The organism is Planomicrobium sp. YIM 101495 (assembly GCF_009707665.1).
Taxonomy (GTDB): Bacteria; Bacillota; Bacilli; order Bacillales_A; family Planococcaceae; genus Planococcus.
Genome location: NZ_WLZW01000005.1, coordinates 64,707 through 80,340, shown reverse-complemented (window position 1 = coordinate 80,340; position 15,634 = coordinate 64,707). Strand labels below are relative to the sequence as shown.

Here is a 15,634-nt window from a genome sequence, read left to right as displayed (position 1 = left end):
AGAAAGGGGCGAGGCCATGGATACTGGCACACACCTCGTAATGGGAATCGCTCTAGGCGGTCTCGCAATGGCCGACCCGGTAGTCGCAAGCCATCCGATCACCTTGACCGCTGTCATGGCAGGGACGATCATCGGCTCGCAAGCTCCGGATATCGATACTGTCTTAAAATTACGCAATAACGCTGTTTATATTCGTCACCACCGCGGTGCGACGCATTCCATACCGGCCGTCATCACTTGGCCACTATTGATTTCAGGCGCGCTCTGGCTCATCATGCCCGAAGCTAACTGGCTCCACCTTTGGTTGTGGACATTCTTAGCCGTGTTCCTGCATGTGTTCGTCGACATCTTCAATTCATACGGCACGCAGGCACTCCGCCCTTTCTCCAATAAGTGGGTTGCGCTCAGTGTCATCAATACATTCGACCCGATCATTTTCGGTGCTCACGTACTGGCACTGATGATCTGGGCGTTCGGCGCTGATCCCGTTCTGACGGTCAGCACATTATACGTCCTGCTCTTCTTTTACTACATCGTGCGCTTTACCGTCCAGTCGGCAATCAAAGCGGCCGTCAAGAAAACGATTCCTGGTGCCATCGATGTCATCGTTGCGCCGACCATGCGTTTTTTCCAGTGGCGGATTGCAGCAGACACAGACCGTCACCATTATGTCGGACGCGCATACGGAAGATCGATCAACATTTATGACAAGTTCTTGAAGAAGCCGTTGCCGCAAAGCGAATTGATGCAGACGGCCTTGAAGGATAAGAATTTGGCTGCCTTCACGTCTTTCTCACCGATCTACCGGTGGGAAATCAATGAATTCGGCGAGTTATTCGAGGTCCGTCTCATCGACCTCCGCTACCGCAGCAACGATTATTATCCGTTCGTCGCAGTCGCCCATCTCGACAAAGACTACAACATCGTCAATTCTTACACGGGCTGGATCTTCAGCGAAGACAAGTTAAAAAAGAAACTCGATTTCAGTCACAATTGATCACAATCAAAGAAAACCGCTTTCCTCCCGCACCGGGACGGAAAGCGGTTTTTCCAATTTTATTGTTCGTTCAGGAGATGTGCATATTTCGGGTTGCTCGTTACGAACTCATGGATCTTGTCGCCGTAGCTGTCGATCCACTGGCGCAATACTTTCTCTACGACTGCGGTACCTTGATAATCATAGCCCGCTTTCGCATACGACGATTCGAAGTCCGAAGCGAGAAGTTCCACCCATGTACGGGCTTTGTCTTCTGATAGCTGCGGATTTTTCTGCATCAATTCATTGGTCAATTGTTCAATCAGTTCTTTCATTCGGCTCGGCCGGTAAATCGCCCCGGCCTTCACTTCCTTTCGTTACTGGATTGCGTTGCTCATCGTTTCTCTTTCAGTGGGCGCAGCATCGAGATCGGCAGCGCTTCGGTATGCTTGCTACCGCCGAGGCGGTATCCCCAAGCGAAGCGGCCTTTCAAATAATCGATTTGGAAAAACATGTTCGGGTCTCCCTCGATGCGATACACTTCGCCTTTCTCGAAATCAGCCGGATCGACCAGGTAGGCAGCCGCCATGATCGACTTCCGCTCAAGCACCGCGAATTCATTGACGATGCCAAGCTGCTCCGCCTTGCGTGCTTTCTCGCGCAGTCCTGCGATTTCTGTGCGCAATTCCTGTTCAGTCATCTCACTATAACGTTTCTCGTCACTCATCTTCCTCATCCTTTTTCTCTAAATACTCGCTGATCACTTCACCCGGGAATCCCTTTTGGTAAAGCCCCTGCTTCACTTTCATCCGCAGATCGCGTCCTTTTAATTTATTGCTGTGCTTGCGCCATAATTTGTCGCCTTGCTCTGTGACGATCGCCGTCCACTCATCTTCCTGCTTCTCCAAATCGAGCGCTTCGATTGCACGCTTGATCAGCGTATAGGAAAACCCTTTGCGCATCAGCGAATCATTGATTTTCTGTTTGATCTGGGACGGTGTTTTCTTCGTCTCTTTCAAAGCGATCTTCTCCGCCAGACCGAATGCGATGTCGTATTGCTCGTCCTCTGAATATCCGCTTAGCACGTCTTTTTGCATCTCTTTGTCAATTCCCTTCTTCTGCATATCCTGCTGGATGGCACGCGGCCCTTTTTTCGCAGAACGCACTTGTGTACGCAAAAGGGCTTCTGAAAATGCACGGTCGTCCAGGAATTTATGAACGTACAATTTTTTCACGGCTTCATCGATAACTGCTTCACCGTATTCCTTGTCCTTCAGCTTCTGCCGCACTTCCCCTTCACTCCGCATGCGGAACGCCAAGTAGTGGATCGCTTTGTTATATGCTTTGTGGACTTGGTCATCGAAGACCATCTCCTCGATCGTCCATTGATCGATTTCTTTGCCTTTGGTCAATTGGTAGCGGATTAAAAGGGCTTCATCGACACTGAAGGCGAATTTATCTTCGAAATAAAGATTATAACGCTCCGGGTTGTTTTTCCCGCGCGTAATTTTTGAAATGACCGGCATCGGAACCCACCTCTTTTATCTCCTTAGTATACCTTGAAAATCGCTTAATTGCACAGATTCAGGGTAGTATAGAAGTTAACATGACATTAAAGCGACGAAACTATTGGAGGTGCTGTACATGAAAGTTGCGATTACAGGCGGTACAGGATTTGTCGGGGAAGAGCTGACCCGGCTCCTTACCGGACAAGACCATGAAGTATTCATTTTGACACGTACGAAAAAACCTGGAAGCCCCGGTGTCCATTACATAGAATGGCTCACGGATGGCGCGGATCCAGCAACGGAACTTGAAGGCATCGATGCGCTCGTTAATCTGGCAGGTTCGTCGATCAACGACGGACGTTGGAGCGACAAGCAGAAAGAAGCGATTTACGACAGCCGGATGACTGCCACGAAAGAAGTGTTGCGCATCATCGGGGAACTGGAGAAGAAACCGAAAGTCCTCGTCAACGCAAGCGCAGTCGGCATTTATCCCGCATCTGACACAGCCACTTACACCGAGAATTCACCGGAAGTCGCAGACGATTTCCTCGCCAAGACCGTCGTCGACTGGGAACAGCTCGCTGAACAGGCGCGCATGTTCGATGTCCGTGTCACTGCCGGGAGATTCGGCATCATCCTCGGAAAAGACGAAGGCGCGCTGCCGCTCATGGCACTGCCTTATAAATTATTCGGCGGCGGCACGGTCGGATCCGGGCGACAATGGTTGTCTTGGGTGCATGTTCACGACGTGGCACGCGCACTCTTATTTGCCATCGAACAGGAGTCTTTGGAAGGACCGTTCAACTTGACTGCGCCAAATCCGGTGCGCATGAAGGAATTCGGGAAAGAAATCGGCCAGGCACTCCACCGTCCTCACTGGATCCCGGTTCCTGAATTCGCGTTGAAAGCGGCACTCGGCGACAAGAGCCGCTTGGTGCTCGAAGGCCAGTGCGTACTTCCGGAAAAACTGAAGCAGCACGGATTCGATTTTCAATTCACTTCCCTCTCTTCCGCACTGGCTGACTTGTATAAATAAAGGTATAATGGACGGATGATTTGAAAGCAGGAGGAATTGGAATGAGTGAAAAACCGGTCATCGAAACAGGCCAGAAATTTCCGCTGACCATCAAACGGCTCGGCATCAACGGAGAAGGCGTCGGCTTTTTCAAGCGCAACGTCGTCTTCGTACAAGGCGCATTGCCAGGAGAAGAAATCACTGCACAAGTGACCGACGTCAAGCGGAACTTTGCAGAAGCGCGGATCGTGAAAATGCGCAAATCTTCCCCTCACCGCCAAGAAGCACCTTGCCCGATTTACGACTCATGCGGCGGCTGTCAATTGCAGCATATGAAGTACGAGCAGCAGCTTGTCGAAAAACGCGATCTCGTCGTCCAGTCACTCGAGCGTTACTTGAAAGGCAGCAACATCCGTGTCGAACCGACGATCGGCATGGAGAACCCTTGGCACTACCGCAACAAGAGCCAGTTCCAGACACGAAAAAAAGGCGGCCAAGTGATTGCCGGCTTGTTCGCGGAAGAGTCCCACCAGCTCATCAACATCGAGGATTGTATCGTCCAGCACCCGGACACGACAGCTGTCACGAATCTCGTCAAACAAATTTTGGAAGATCTGGACATCCCGATTTACGACGGCAAATCGATGAAAGGGGTCATCCGGACAATCGTTGTCCGCATAGGCATCCGGACTGGTGAGATCCAGCTCGTGCTCATCACGACCCGGAAAGCCATCCCGCGTTTTGCCAAACTGCTCCAGCGGATCCGTAAGATCGATGCGAACATCGTCTCGATCGTCCAAAACGTCAACAAAGAAAACACGTCACTTATTTTCGGTGACGAGACGCACACCCTTTGGGGTAAAGATGCCATTCGAGAAGAACTCGGCGAACTTGCCTTCGACTTATCGGCACGCGCCTTTTTCCAACTGAATCCGAAGCAGACCGTCAAGCTGTATGACGAAATCAAGCGCGCAGCCAAATTGACCGGCAACGAAACGATCGTCGATGCTTATTGCGGTGTCGGAACGATCGGCCTTTGGCTAGCAGATGGTGCGAAGCAAGTACGCGGCATGGACATCATCCCGGAAAGCATCGAAGACGCAAAAGCGAATGCCAAGGAACAAGGCATCAACGCCCTTTACGTTACCGGCACTGCTGAGAAATGGCTTACAGAGTGGAACAAGGAAGGCTTCACGCCGGACGTGCTGACGGTTGACCCACCGCGCACCGGTCTCGGCGAATCGCTTCTGAAGACGATTATGAAAGTGCAGCCCAAACGTTTCGTCTATACATCATGCAACCCGTCGACGCTTGCGAAAGACTTGCAGCAGCTGACGAAAATCTACAACGTCCAATACATCCAGCCGGTCGACATGTTCCCGCAGACAGCGCAAATCGAAGCCGTTTGCCTGCTCGAACACAAATAAAAATCCATGCACTCCAGAAACGGAGTGCATGGATTTTTTCATGCGCGTACTGGCTTTTCCTTTTTCAGGAGCACTAGGAAGAAAATCGCGAGGAGTACGGCTGCCAGCAGCAGAAGAACACTCGTATCCCCTGCCACTTCGACGAACAGCCCGCCGAAGATTGGTCCCGACAAACTGCCGATGCTGAATGCGATGCCGCAAAGCAGATTCCCCGTCGGCAACAATTCTTTCGGCACAAGATCCGACATATAAGCGATGCCAAGGGAAAATGTCGAGCCGACGAACATCCCCGCAACCGTAAAGAACCCAATGAGAACCCACGCATTCGTTTCGAAAAAGCTTGCGCCTGCGAACAATAACGCGCCGCCAGTTAATGCAATGACCAGCACCCGCTTGCGGCCGATCCGGTCACTCAAGACCCCGAGTGGCAGCTGCGTCGCAATCGCCCCTGCCGAAAACGCCGCAAGCATGATCGACACCATCCCGACAGGAATCGCCTGCCGCAGTGCGTAAACCGGATAAATCGCATTGAGCGACGCCTCCAGAAACCCGTAGCCGAGCGGCGGTAAAAACGCAGCCCATGCAATGATGAGCGTCGCCTTGAAGCGCCCTGCCACATTGCTTGTCGAGTGGACGCCTGAAGACACTTCTGGAAAATCGTTGCGCAAAAAGAAAATCAACGACCAGGCAATCAAACATAAAACGCCTGAAATGATGAACGGCAACGCCTCATGGAAATTGATGAGCGGGACGAACAACGGACCTGCTCCAAAGCCGACCGAGAACGACATTCCGTAAATCGCAATGTTGCGCCCGATCCGGTGCTGCTTGGATGTGCTGATGATCCACGTTTGTGTCGAGAAGTGGAGTGCTTGGTCACCGACGCCGATCAAAATCCGGAGCACAAACCAGAACAGTACACTTTTCCAAAGCGGAAACAGCAGCAGCGAGAAGATTACCAGACCTCCGCCGAACAGGATGATCGGCTTGTAGCCGAAGCGCCTGAGCTGCGGTTCCATGAATGGGGCGATGACCAATGTTCCTATGTATAAACCGGTGGCGCTCAGCCCGTTCAATGTGGACGAGACACCGTCTTGCTCGAAAATCACTGCGATCAGCGGCAGCAACATCCCTTGCGAAAAACCTGAAATGGAAATGATGGCGACGAGCACCCAGAAGCGGCCGCTGTCACTTTGCAGGAATTGTTTCATGTACTCCCTCCGTGGATAAACAAGTTCTTTCTCATTTTGGATCGATTCCGCTACAATTTTACCATAAGGAGGCGTGTCCAATGAATTTTTCCATGAAAGAAAACGGCTTTAGTGCAAACTTGCCATTCGGCACACTGGATGTGTCCGGCAACGAAGAATATGGGTTCCGCCCATATCAGCTACTCATCACATCCATTGCGGTATGCAGCGGTGGGGTCATGCGGAAGACGCTCGAGAAAATGCGGATGCCTGTCACGGATATGCAGATTGAAGTGAAGGAAGTCGTCCGGAACGACAAGGAAGCGAACCGGGTCGAGAAAGTGCATCTGCATTTCGTTCTGGAAGGTGTCATCGAGGAAAGCCGGATGCCACGGGTGCTGGAAGTGACAAGAAGGAATTGTTCGATGGTCCGTTCTGTGGAAGCGTCGATCGAAGTGATCGAAACATACGAACTCAAATAGAAAGCTCAGTCCAGTCTGTTCGCAGATTGGGCTGAGCTTTCTATGGTTGGTTACAGTTAATTTGCATGTTCATATTGGCAACGGCTACGTTCACCGCGAATGTCCGAATCTCCCCCTTTGTCGTATTTTCAGGTTGATTTCGACAATTCGGCTGTCCCCCTCCCGGTTGTTAGTAAATACACCTTAACACGGAATTTACATTGTGTAAACATTCTAAATAAAACAAATAGTAAATCAATTCTTTTGACCTATAATGGGATATGGGAAAAGTTAGCGGTGTTCGAGAGAGAATGGAAGGTCGGGCATCGCATAGGAAATCGCTTGCGGCTTAGGGACATGGCTCCCGGGATAAGCTGAGCTGAGAACCGCTCATCTTATCCCTACGCCATGTCCAGGCCAGCCACTTCGCTGGGATGGGGGTTAATTGTTAAAGAGTATCATCAGCATTTCATTCTATTGTTGGTGTTGAGTTAAATGTCTGGGCGGCTGACTGCGTAGGCCGCTGAGGTTCTGATTTGGAGAGTGAAAAGCAAGTGGGAGAGATCAATTTTTGTCGAGTTACTACTTGAGTTGCATGAGTTACTACTTGAGTTGCATGAGTTACTACTTCGGCACAGCGAGTTATTACTTAGCATCAAATCGATCAGGAAATTGGCGAGATACGACTTTGTCAGCTTGAGATACGACATTCATTCTTCTGCTCGCTTATTTTCAAGAGTAAAAAACCTGAGTCGCGACTAAATCCCGAATCAGCATGAAAATTGCAATTCTCACCAACTAGCCGACACCTTCTGCTAGAACGCGACGATGGCTCTACGCCTGGATCATCCAAATCACAAGCATTCTACTCTTCTTCCCTTATCGAAGGAGCTGAGCCGGAATGGAAGAGTAAGCGCGCCGGAAGAGTAGAGCTAACACGAGACCCCGCAGGTTGCGCAAGCAGCCGAGGAGGCTCGGGGTAGCGCCTCCAGCGTGCGAAACTCTGAAATGCAGGCCAGCCGGTCTCCAATTACAGCTTCTCTTGCCCGACCCTTGATTCAACAATTGAAATCCTCGCCGCTTTCCGCTAGGATTATAAACATGAAATGAGGTGGCAAGATGGGAAATTACATCCACGATAAAGAGCGGCAAGTATCGTACATGAAGCAGCGCCTGTCCATGTTCCTGGACGTATTGGACGCAATCGAACCGGAGCACACGGACGTTGAGGATATTGATCGGCTAATTGAAATGGTTGATGACCTGGAAGATAAAATGAAACAATTCAAAGGACCTGAAAGCGAAAACACAAAACAAAAATAAAGAGGATTCATGCGCTACTCACGCGCTGAATCCTCTTTTTTTGCCTGCAAAACTCCCCTGCGGCCTTGGAAGACCGCATTGATCTGTCCGCCTGCCAGCAACAGCATCGCGCATAAATACAGCCAAACGAGTAAAACGATGATGCCCCCGATACTGCCATATGTCGCAGAGTAGTTGGCGAAGTTGTTGATGTAAAGCGAAAAACCGTACGATACAGCGAGCCAGCCGATTGCGGTAAAAGCCGCTCCGCCAAGTACGCTCGTGAAGTGCAGCCGCACGTTCGGGACGATCCAGTAAACCATCGCGCAGACAAGGAAGATGATGAGCGGTGCGATAGTGAAGCGCAGCTGGCTCCACGTCGACAGGAAGTCTTCTTCGAGACCGAAGAACGAGAAAATGAAAGCACCGATCTGTTCGCCGAAAATTGGCAAGATCAAAGCCGTCAGGAAAATCAGGATAATCAAAAGTGTGATGACAATCGACATCCCCTGTGCGGCCCAGATCGGACGGTTCTCTTCCACACCGTACGATGCATTCAACGATTTCACGAGCGCATTGATCCCGCGGCTGGCCGTCCAGATCGTCGCCAAGATTCCCAGTGACAGCAGACCGCTATTCTGATTGGATAGGATTTCTCCTAACGTGTTCTCGATCAGTCTGGATACTTCTCCTGGGGCGATCTCCTGGATGAAGCTATAGATCCGCTCCTCGGACAAGTTCAAATAAGGCAGCAGCGTCACGAGGAACATGAGCAGCGGAAACAAAGACAACAAGAAAAAGAACGCTAATTGCGCTCCTAATCCTGTAATATCCGTTTCAGTAAGTCGTTTGATCAATTCCTTCAGGAAGCCTTTGACGGTCAAAACTTCTTCCGTCATCCGTAGATTGTTCGGTTGGCTTTCCTGCTCCCCGGAAACCGTCTTCTTACGAATTTTTCCCTGCTCCTTGCCCGTCCGTTTCGTTATCCAGAAGTGGCGATTCCGGATCCGGGTTCTCCTCTTTCACTGCAGCCACGACATCATCTTTCGATTCCATGACCGCATCCTTCGTTTCCGTGAACGCGTCTTTCGTCTCCAATGCCATGTCTTTCACTTGAGGAGTCAACTCTTTCAGTTGGTTCACTTTCTCTCCTACGTACGATGCGTCTTCAGAAACGCGCGCATACAAGTTCTGCACTTTTTCTGTTTGCTGCTGCACTCTGGATACGAGTTCTTCGCGGTTCTTTGCATAATAGGAGACATTGTCAGAAAGTGATTTTGATTTTTGCACTACATCCTGGCGCGTGTTGCGATCGAATAATGAGATGATGACGCCAACCGCCGCTCCCACTAGTAGTCCTGTAAATAATTTATTTTGGCTCATTGTCTACTCCTCCTATGAAAATAGTTAATTTGATGTGTTAATCGTACCATGTCTATTTGAATTTTCCCTTAAAATCGCAAAATTAAACTTCAAACAGAAATTTTATTTGATTCCCTGCTCATACGATAAAGCACTTTCTAGTCCGAACGCTTCTCTCTTTTAAAGTGCTGAAGAAAAAAAGTCTTGACTATTGTCTTGAGTTTTCGGAATATACTAATAAGGCGAAACAGAAAGAAGCGCCAAGAAAAGGGGGATTTGCATGGAAACGTTAGCGTTATGGCTTGACGAGGCAAGTGCGTTCGTATGGGGTCCTGCTATGCTATTTTTGATTGTCGGAACAGGAATCTATTTGACGATCCGTCTCGGGGTACTGCAAGTCCGTCTTCTTCCGCAAGCTTTGAAACTAGTCTTCACAAAGCGCGATGGGGATTCCAAAGGGGACATCAGCCACTTCCAGGCGCTGTCAACCGCTATGGCGGCGACAGTCGGAACTGGTAACATTGTCGGGGTTGCGACGGCTGTCGCACTCGGTGGACCAGGAGCCGTCTTCTGGATGTGGTTCTCCGCTTTCTTCGGGATGGCAACCAAATACGGGGAAGCTGTCCTTGCGGTCAAATACCGCGTGACAGATGCCCGTGGACAAATGGCTGGCGGCCCGATGTATTACCTTGAACATGGACTCAAACAAAAATGGCTGGCTGTCCTGTTCGCTGTGTTCGGTGCCATTGCGGCATTCGGGATCGGGAACGGTACACAGTCCAATTCGGTCGCATCGATCATGGACGATACATTCAACGTCGCTCCGTGGATCACAGGCCTCGTCTTGATGGTCTTTGCAGCTTCTGTAATTCTTGGCGGAATCAAAACGATCGGGGCTGTCACTTCCTACTTTGTCCCGATCATGGCCATCTTTTATATCCTTGCCGGTTTAGCAATCATGGTTTTGAACTATGAGCTGGTGCCTGGTGCACTCAGCACAATCTTCACAGCAGCTTTCACTGGGGAAGCAGCTGTCGGTGGTGCAATCGGTGCGGCGATCCGTTACGGCGTTGCGCGCGGGGTCTTCTCGAACGAAGCAGGACTTGGATCTGCTCCGATCGCAGCGGCTGCCGCCAAGACGGACCTTCCTGGACGTCAAGCACTCGTATCGATGACGCAAGTGTTCTTCGATACGATTATTATCTGTTCGATCACAGGAATCACGATCGTCATGTCCGGCCTTTATAAATCTGGTGATATGAACGGTGCGCCTTTGACTAGTGCAGCATTCGAATCTCTGCTTGGCGGCGTCGGACCTTATGTCATCGCGATCGGCCTTGTTTTCTTCGCTTCTTCTACGATTATCGGATGGTCGTATTACGGCGAGAAATGTTTCCAATACTTATTCAAGAGCCCGAGCTTACTGATAGTTTACCGCGTCGCTTTCGTGATCGTGGTCTTCGTCGGTGCAACTGCTTCACTCGACCTTGTGTGGGCGTTCTCGGACGTCATGAATGCACTGATGGCCGTCCCGAACTTGATCGGGCTGCTCGGCCTGTCCGGTGTCATCATTTATGAGACGAAGAAAATCACTGCAAAACTGAAAGAAGAGAAGGAAGCACAGCGCAGCGGCAATTGACATTCGTTTTGAATAGTGGAATGATTAACCTTAACTTCTATGAAAGGCAGGTTTAATCCATGGATCTATCCAAACCGTCACCGGAGAATGTCAAATTTCTGATCGAAGAAATCAAAGCGAAATTGCGCATGGTCAATGTTGATGCGATGAAGTCGGAGCATTTTAACGATTCCCAATATGAGGATTTGCTTTATTTATACGAAATGGTGAAAAAACGCAATTCGTTCAGCCCGAACGAAATGCAGGCGATTGCTGAAGAACTCGGCTCCTTGCGCAAATGAAAAATCCGCGGTTTGTCTGACACACGAAGACAAACCGCGGATTTTTTCTATTTCCGATACTGTGCGATATACCAGCTTCCTTCTTTGATGACAGTCTTGATTTTCAGCAGTTCGAGACCTGCTCCGCTCCCCCACTCTTTCAGCTCAGTCTCCGTCGGCAGCCTGTATAAGTTCTCGAAGGATGAGAAGAAACTGTTGAAGACATTGCCGAACGGTGGTGCGTCCTTGCTGCCGGCAATCGGTGTGATGACTGACAGGACCGCGCCTGGTTCCAGCCAGCCGGCAAGCTTCTTGAACAGCTCTGCCCGATCTTCCAAATCGATGTAGTGGATGACGTTATTCATCATGACGAGATCATACTTCCTGTCCGGCTCATAGCTCCATAAATCGCCTTGTTCAATGGCGACATTGTCATTGTCCTTTGTCAATTCAATCGCCTTTTCAGTGACCTCGGGACTGATTTCCAATCCTTTGAATGCAGCGTCAGGGAAACGGTCAGCCAGTTTCTTCACATAGCCCGCTTCACCGCAGCCGATGTCTAAGATTTTCCGGCTCCCGAATTCATTGATGCGCCTTGCCACTTTTGGCAAGGCCAGTGTTTCAAGAAGCCGGCTCGTCTCAGCAACGGTCGGGGCGTGTGCTTCCTCGTCGAAATGCAGTCGCTTCTTGTCACGCATCATCGAAGGATATTCGAGTAATGTCGGGATATGCAGCTCCATCATTTCCTTCAATAACACACCGGACGAATTTTCTCCTTTCGGCTTCGGCAACTTCCACGTGCTTGCGACTTTGTAGCGATCGCGCCCCGCATCCTTCAGATGGCCGATCGACAAGCCGACCATGATCCATTGATGTAGCAATTCCTCGTCCAACTGGTAAGCATCCGACACATCCGCTGCTTGCATCGGCCGTGAAAAAGCCTTGAACAAATCCAATTCGTACCCTACGTATGCATGCCAGCTATAAAGAAAGGGTTCGTTCCGTTTCATGTACATCCGTGCTTTGAACATCTTCATGATATCAATCATTTGAACCCCTCCCGTTTCCATGGATAATCATCTTCTGGTGAAAAATATTTCAATTCTTTCAATTCTTCTTCCAGCGTCTTTTGCCGGATCGGCATCAAGCCGCCTTGGATGAACCGGTCCCGTACATTTTCCTTCCAGATGCCGAGTCCTGAAATGTTGAGCATCTGCTTGAAGTGCAGAATCGGGTCCTCTTCCATCCGGTCAAACGTCCGGGTGCGCAGGAAGCTCACCGGCTTGAACGAGAACGAATAGGCGAGTGCGGCGAGATGGCTCAGCTGCAGGATGTGTTCCGCCCGCTTAAAGCGAACTTCTTCGTAGAAGCCCAAGTTGGCCGTGTCCACTCCGCCTTGCGCCAGCATGTCGGCGACCAGTTCGCCAAGGATATCGGCATCCTGGATCGCCATGTTCATTCCTTCGCCTGCCATCGGGTGGACTGCATGCGCAGCATCCCCGATGATCGCTTTGTTGTCTTTGACATAAAATGGTGCGTGGTACATCACCGGAATCATCAACTGGATCCGCTTCCAGTCTTCAATTTTTTGCACGTAGCCGTCCATCCCTGGCGCCAAGTCCGTATAAAGCTTGTGGAAGTGGCTGATCGGCTTATCTTTCAGTTCCTTGTAATCTCCTGGTGGAATCAAATAAACACTGCGCACTTGATCGTCCGGCAACGGAAACAAACCGAGAAAACGGTTGTACGTCGAGATGATTTGCCCTTCTGTGAACGATTCCGCTCGTGGGAACGACACGGTCAGGAAGTGGTGATTGTATTCTGTCTGCTTGATCTTCATCCCCATCGCCTGCCGGGTAACGGATGCCCGCCCTTCCGCACCGACGAAAAAGTCAGCCGTAATGGCGAGCGTTTCTTTCCCTCGCTTCACAGTTGCTGTGTTTTCTTCGATGCTTTTCACTGCAGTGCCGCCCAAGTAATGAAAGTTCTCAAGCCGTCGGGCAGTTTCGAGGAGGAGCTCCTTCAATTCTTCATGGTGAACCATGTACGCCGCGTTGTATTTCCCGGGCAAGACACGATAATCCATGAAAGATTGATCTCGTACTGCAAGTGAACTCGTCAGTTCCAGCATATCGAGCACACCGATTTCGTGCCCCCGCTCCACCACTTCAGCGTAAATGCCCAGTCCGTCAAAAATCTGCATGCTCTTCGGCTGCAGCAGTTCCCCTTTATATGTAACAGGCTTTTTCGTGAGCCGTTCCACAACGATCACCCGGACGCCTCTGCGTGCCAATTTCAAACCGAGCGTCAGACCCCCGATGCCGCCTCCGCTGATCATCACATCCGTCTTCATGCCCCTTCAACTCCTCCTTTGTCTATTCCTCAATCTTTCTTTCCGGAAACCTCCTCGCCAAAATGGTTGTTGTGAACGGCAAAAAAGGAGCCTCCCACGAATGGGAAGCTCCTCGATTCACTTCTTATAGGTTGTTGTATGCTACAGCCAGCTGTGCGCCGACTTTCGCGTTGTGCTTCACAAGTTCGATATTTGCAGTCAAGCTGTTGCCTTCAGTCAATTCTTTCACTTTGCCAAGAAGGAACGGTGTCACTTCTTTCCCAGCGATTGAGTTATCTTTCGCTTCCTGCATCGCTTTTTCGATGATGCCGTTGATGAATGAAGCTTCAAGTGCATGCTCTTCCGGAATCGGGTTCGCAACGACTGCTCCGCCTTTCAGGCCAAGATCCCATTTCGCTTTCAATACGCTTGCCAATGTCTCCGCGTCGTCTGCACGGAACGTCAAATCGAATTCGCTGTCGCGCGTGTAGAATGCAGGCATTTTGTCCGTGCCATAACCGATGACCGGAACACCTTTCGTTTCAAGGTACTCAAGCGTCAAGCCGATATCCAGGATTGATTTCGCACCTGCACAGACAACTGCTACGCTTGTTTGTGCAAGCTCTTCCAAGTCTGCAGAAATATCCATCGTCGTTTCCGCTCCGCGGTGTACACCGCCGATGCCGCCTGTTGCGAATACTTTGATGCCTGCAAGTTCTGCACAGATCATCGTTGACGCAACTGTCGTCGCACCGATCTTCTTCGTTGCAATCAGTTGGCCGATGTCACGGCGAGAAACTTTCGCTACGCCTTCAGCGTTTCCGAGCATTTCCAATTCCTCATCGGACAAACCGATTTTGATCTGGCCGTCCATGATTGCGATCGTTGCCGGTACTGCTCCGTTGTCGCGGATGATCTGCTCGACGACGCGTGCAGTTTCAACGTTCTGCGGGTATGGCATACCGTGTGAGATGATTGTCGACTCCAATGCGACGATCGGTTTTTTCCCTTCCAGTGCTTCCTGTACTTCTTTCGAGTATGAGATGACGTTTGTCATTGTAATTCCTCCAGTTCATTTTTTAGTTGACGGACAGATAATTCGGATCTGACAGTCGCATTGCTTTCCAGTGTCTTCGTTGCATTCATCAGTCCGGTGCGGACGATTTCGTCCAGTCCTTCGCCTGCGAGAGAACCGTGGATGATACCGCTCGAGAATGCATCACCCGCTCCAGTGACGTCGACGATGACTGCCGGGGAAATCGATTCGTAATGCTTAATGCTGCCTTCTGCTGCCGCAATGACGCCTTTCGACCCTGCTGTAACGACGACGTGCTCAGCACCGCGTGCGATCAAGTCAGTCGCAGCCTGCTCCCAGCTTTCCCGTGAATCGATCGTTGTGGACAAATATTTCTCCGCTTCGTCCTGGTTCAAGATCAGCCAGGAGATGCCTGACAGATCTTTCCCGAGACGGTCCATCTTCGGAGCCGATACCGGGATGACCGCAAGCTTCAAGCCGCGTGTCTTCGCCAGCTCCCTGACATACTCCACCGTGTCTTCCGGGCAGTTCAGATCGAGCACGAGCATCTCAGCCGATAGGAGCGCATGCTCGGAACGTCCGATGAATTCCGGAGTCATCTGGTCGTACACAGCCATGTCCGCCAATGCCAAGATCATTTCGCCGTCGGGCTCCAATACTGCCGTGTACGATCCTGTCGTATACGCTGCATCATTCTTCGTAAGTTCCAGCCCCATATACGGAGCCGATGCCGCTTCGATCATTTGCCAATCCGGATCTTGTCCCGCAACAGAGAGCAACTTCGCCTGATGTCCAAGCCGCCCGAGGTTCTCGGCGATATTCCTCGCCACCCCGCCGACACTCGATACCGTCGAAGCCGGATTGGATGTCCCCATCTCCGCCTTCTTTGAAATACGGAACTTCCGATCAACATTCGCGCCGCCGATACAAATAACTGTTCCTTCCTCCGGTAGAATGTAAGCGCGCCCAAGAATCTGCCCGCTTTTCATCATTGTGGAGATCAGATTGGCGAGAGCCGGTCTGGAAATGTTGAGCGTCTCGGCCATCTCCTGTTGGGACAAATAAGGATTCCGCTTCAATAATTCAAGCACATCCATTTGCTTTTGGTTCATTCCGCCCCTCCTAT

Annotated in this window: 17 protein-coding genes; 7 read left to right on the top strand and 10 right to left on the bottom strand. The window is 50.6% G+C overall.

Annotation, left to right across the window (positions count from 1 at the left end; genetic code table 11):
- The first annotated feature begins 16 nt into the window (after nucleotides 1-16).
- Entirely contained in the window at nucleotides 17-997 is a 981-nt protein-coding gene (locus tag GIW82_RS13795; protein ID WP_154750536.1) for a metal-dependent hydrolase, read from the top strand.
- Nucleotides 998-1,056: 59 nt separating this feature from the next.
- On the opposite strand, the gene GIW82_RS13790 is transcribed toward GIW82_RS13795, so the two are convergent.
- The 3 genes from GIW82_RS13790 to recX are packed head-to-tail and all read right to left on the bottom strand — an operon-like array spanning nucleotide 1,057 to nucleotide 2,502.
- Entirely contained in the window at nucleotides 1,057-1,311 is a 255-nt protein-coding gene (locus GIW82_RS13790; protein ID WP_154750535.1) for a YfhJ family protein, read from the bottom strand.
- A gap of 59 nt (nucleotides 1,312-1,370) precedes the next feature.
- Nucleotides 1,371-1,703: a YfhH family protein gene (locus tag GIW82_RS13785; RefSeq protein WP_154750534.1), complete on the bottom strand. Its 333-nt coding sequence runs from the start codon at nucleotides 1,701-1,703 to the stop codon at nucleotides 1,371-1,373.
- Nucleotides 1,696-2,502 carry a recombination regulator RecX gene (recX, locus tag GIW82_RS13780; protein WP_154750533.1) on the bottom strand — a complete coding sequence of 269 codons (807 nt, stop codon included), beginning with the start codon at nucleotides 2,500-2,502 and terminating at the stop codon, nucleotides 1,696-1,698. Before recX ends, GIW82_RS13785 begins: the two co-directional genes overlap by 8 nt.
- 118 nt (nucleotides 2,503-2,620) lie before the next feature.
- Here recX and GIW82_RS13775 point away from each other — a divergent pair, with 118 nt between their 5' ends.
- Both GIW82_RS13775 and rlmD read left to right on the top strand, forming a co-directional pair.
- On the top strand, nucleotides 2,621-3,520 hold the full coding sequence (locus tag GIW82_RS13775) for a TIGR01777 family oxidoreductase (RefSeq protein ID WP_154750532.1): 900 nt from the start codon (nucleotides 2,621-2,623) through the stop codon (nucleotides 3,518-3,520).
- A gap of 41 nt (nucleotides 3,521-3,561) precedes the next feature.
- Complete coding sequence (rlmD, locus tag GIW82_RS13770) at nucleotides 3,562-4,926, top strand: 23S rRNA (uracil(1939)-C(5))-methyltransferase RlmD (RefSeq protein ID WP_154750531.1); 1,365 nt, start codon at nucleotides 3,562-3,564, stop codon at nucleotides 4,924-4,926.
- Nucleotides 4,927-4,964: 38 nt separating this feature from the next.
- Here rlmD and GIW82_RS13765 read toward each other — a convergent pair whose 3' ends face one another.
- On the bottom strand, nucleotides 4,965-6,137 hold the full coding sequence (locus tag GIW82_RS13765) for an MFS transporter (RefSeq protein WP_154750530.1): 1,173 nt from the start codon (nucleotides 6,135-6,137) through the stop codon (nucleotides 4,965-4,967).
- A gap of 80 nt (nucleotides 6,138-6,217) precedes the next feature.
- On the opposite strand from GIW82_RS13765, the gene GIW82_RS13760 reads away from it, so the two are divergent.
- Nucleotides 6,218-6,598, top strand: coding sequence for an OsmC family protein (locus tag GIW82_RS13760; RefSeq protein ID WP_154750529.1), 381 nt, complete (start codon nucleotides 6,218-6,220; stop codon nucleotides 6,596-6,598).
- Between the two features lie 1,098 nt (nucleotides 6,599-7,696).
- Nucleotides 7,697-7,900: an SE1561 family protein gene (locus GIW82_RS13755; RefSeq protein WP_154750528.1), complete on the top strand. Its 204-nt coding sequence runs from the start codon at nucleotides 7,697-7,699 to the stop codon at nucleotides 7,898-7,900.
- A 14-nt stretch (nucleotides 7,901-7,914) separates the two neighbouring features.
- Here GIW82_RS13755 and GIW82_RS13750 read toward each other — a convergent pair whose 3' ends face one another.
- Both GIW82_RS13750 and GIW82_RS13745 read right to left on the bottom strand, forming a co-directional pair.
- Nucleotides 7,915-8,778 (bottom strand): YihY/virulence factor BrkB family protein, encoded by an 864-nt coding sequence (locus GIW82_RS13750; protein ID WP_154750527.1) that lies wholly within the window; start codon nucleotides 8,776-8,778, stop codon nucleotides 7,915-7,917.
- 46 nt (nucleotides 8,779-8,824) lie between these two features.
- Complete coding sequence (locus GIW82_RS13745; RefSeq protein ID WP_154750526.1) at nucleotides 8,825-9,262, bottom strand: YtxH domain-containing protein; 438 nt, start codon at nucleotides 9,260-9,262, stop codon at nucleotides 8,825-8,827.
- 259 nt (nucleotides 9,263-9,521) lie between these two features.
- On the opposite strand from GIW82_RS13745, the gene GIW82_RS13740 reads away from it, so the two are divergent.
- On the top strand, nucleotides 9,522-10,880 hold the full coding sequence (locus tag GIW82_RS13740; RefSeq protein ID WP_154750525.1) for an alanine/glycine:cation symporter family protein: 1,359 nt from the start codon (nucleotides 9,522-9,524) through the stop codon (nucleotides 10,878-10,880).
- A gap of 59 nt (nucleotides 10,881-10,939) precedes the next feature.
- Nucleotides 10,940-11,161: a DUF1128 domain-containing protein gene (locus tag GIW82_RS13735; RefSeq protein ID WP_154750524.1), complete on the top strand. Its 222-nt coding sequence runs from the start codon at nucleotides 10,940-10,942 to the stop codon at nucleotides 11,159-11,161.
- A 47-nt stretch (nucleotides 11,162-11,208) separates the two neighbouring features.
- On the opposite strand, the gene GIW82_RS13730 is transcribed toward GIW82_RS13735, so the two are convergent.
- From GIW82_RS13730 to GIW82_RS13715, 4 genes are all read right to left on the bottom strand, one after another.
- The gene (locus tag GIW82_RS13730) at nucleotides 11,209-12,189 is read right to left on the bottom strand and encodes a class I SAM-dependent methyltransferase (RefSeq protein ID WP_154750523.1); all 981 of its coding nucleotides are present in this window, start codon (nucleotides 12,187-12,189) and stop codon (nucleotides 11,209-11,211) included.
- Nucleotides 12,186-13,493, bottom strand: a complete 1,308-nt coding sequence (locus tag GIW82_RS13725) for an FAD-dependent oxidoreductase (RefSeq protein ID WP_154750522.1) — start codon at nucleotides 13,491-13,493, stop codon at nucleotides 12,186-12,188. Before GIW82_RS13725 ends, GIW82_RS13730 begins: the two co-directional genes overlap by 4 nt.
- 124 nt (nucleotides 13,494-13,617) lie before the next feature.
- Nucleotides 13,618-14,529: a pseudouridine-5'-phosphate glycosidase gene (locus tag GIW82_RS13720; RefSeq protein ID WP_154750521.1), complete on the bottom strand. Its 912-nt coding sequence runs from the start codon at nucleotides 14,527-14,529 to the stop codon at nucleotides 13,618-13,620.
- Nucleotides 14,526-15,620 carry a carbohydrate kinase gene (locus GIW82_RS13715; RefSeq protein WP_154750520.1) on the bottom strand — a complete coding sequence of 365 codons (1,095 nt, stop codon included), beginning with the start codon at nucleotides 15,618-15,620 and terminating at the stop codon, nucleotides 14,526-14,528. The genes GIW82_RS13720 and GIW82_RS13715 overlap by 4 nt, the downstream gene beginning before the upstream one ends.
- Nucleotides 15,621-15,634: the final 14 nt, after the last annotated feature.

Bases quoted from the DNA above. Each gene is read 5' to 3' on its own strand.
- GIW82_RS13795 (WP_154750536.1), top strand. From the start codon at position 17: ATGGATACTGGCACACACCTCGTAATGGGAATCGCTCTAGGCGGTCTC.
- GIW82_RS13790 (WP_154750535.1), bottom strand. From the start codon at position 1,311: ATGAAAGAACTGATTGAACAATTGACCAATGAATTGATGCAGAAAAAT.
- GIW82_RS13785 (WP_154750534.1), bottom strand. From the start codon at position 1,703: ATGAGTGACGAGAAACGTTATAGTGAGATGACTGAACAGGAATTGCGC.
- recX (WP_154750533.1), bottom strand. From the start codon at position 2,502: ATGCCGGTCATTTCAAAAATTACGCGCGGGAAAAACAACCCGGAGCGT.
- GIW82_RS13775 (WP_154750532.1), top strand. From the start codon at position 2,621: ATGAAAGTTGCGATTACAGGCGGTACAGGATTTGTCGGGGAAGAGCTG.
- rlmD (WP_154750531.1), top strand. From the start codon at position 3,562: ATGAGTGAAAAACCGGTCATCGAAACAGGCCAGAAATTTCCGCTGACC.
- GIW82_RS13765 (WP_154750530.1), bottom strand. From the start codon at position 6,137: ATGAAACAATTCCTGCAAAGTGACAGCGGCCGCTTCTGGGTGCTCGTC.
- GIW82_RS13760 (WP_154750529.1), top strand. From the start codon at position 6,218: ATGAATTTTTCCATGAAAGAAAACGGCTTTAGTGCAAACTTGCCATTC.
- GIW82_RS13755 (WP_154750528.1), top strand. From the start codon at position 7,697: ATGGGAAATTACATCCACGATAAAGAGCGGCAAGTATCGTACATGAAG.
- GIW82_RS13750 (WP_154750527.1), bottom strand. From the start codon at position 8,778: ATGACGGAAGAAGTTTTGACCGTCAAAGGCTTCCTGAAGGAATTGATC.
- GIW82_RS13745 (WP_154750526.1), bottom strand. From the start codon at position 9,262: ATGAGCCAAAATAAATTATTTACAGGACTACTAGTGGGAGCGGCGGTT.
- GIW82_RS13740 (WP_154750525.1), top strand. From the start codon at position 9,522: ATGGAAACGTTAGCGTTATGGCTTGACGAGGCAAGTGCGTTCGTATGG.
- GIW82_RS13735 (WP_154750524.1), top strand. From the start codon at position 10,940: ATGGATCTATCCAAACCGTCACCGGAGAATGTCAAATTTCTGATCGAA.
- GIW82_RS13730 (WP_154750523.1), bottom strand. From the start codon at position 12,189: ATGATTGATATCATGAAGATGTTCAAAGCACGGATGTACATGAAACGG.
- GIW82_RS13725 (WP_154750522.1), bottom strand. From the start codon at position 13,493: ATGAAGACGGATGTGATGATCAGCGGAGGCGGCATCGGGGGTCTGACG.
- GIW82_RS13720 (WP_154750521.1), bottom strand. From the start codon at position 14,529: ATGACAAACGTCATCTCATACTCGAAAGAAGTACAGGAAGCACTGGAA.
- GIW82_RS13715 (WP_154750520.1), bottom strand. From the start codon at position 15,620: ATGAACCAAAAGCAAATGGATGTGCTTGAATTATTGAAGCGGAATCCT.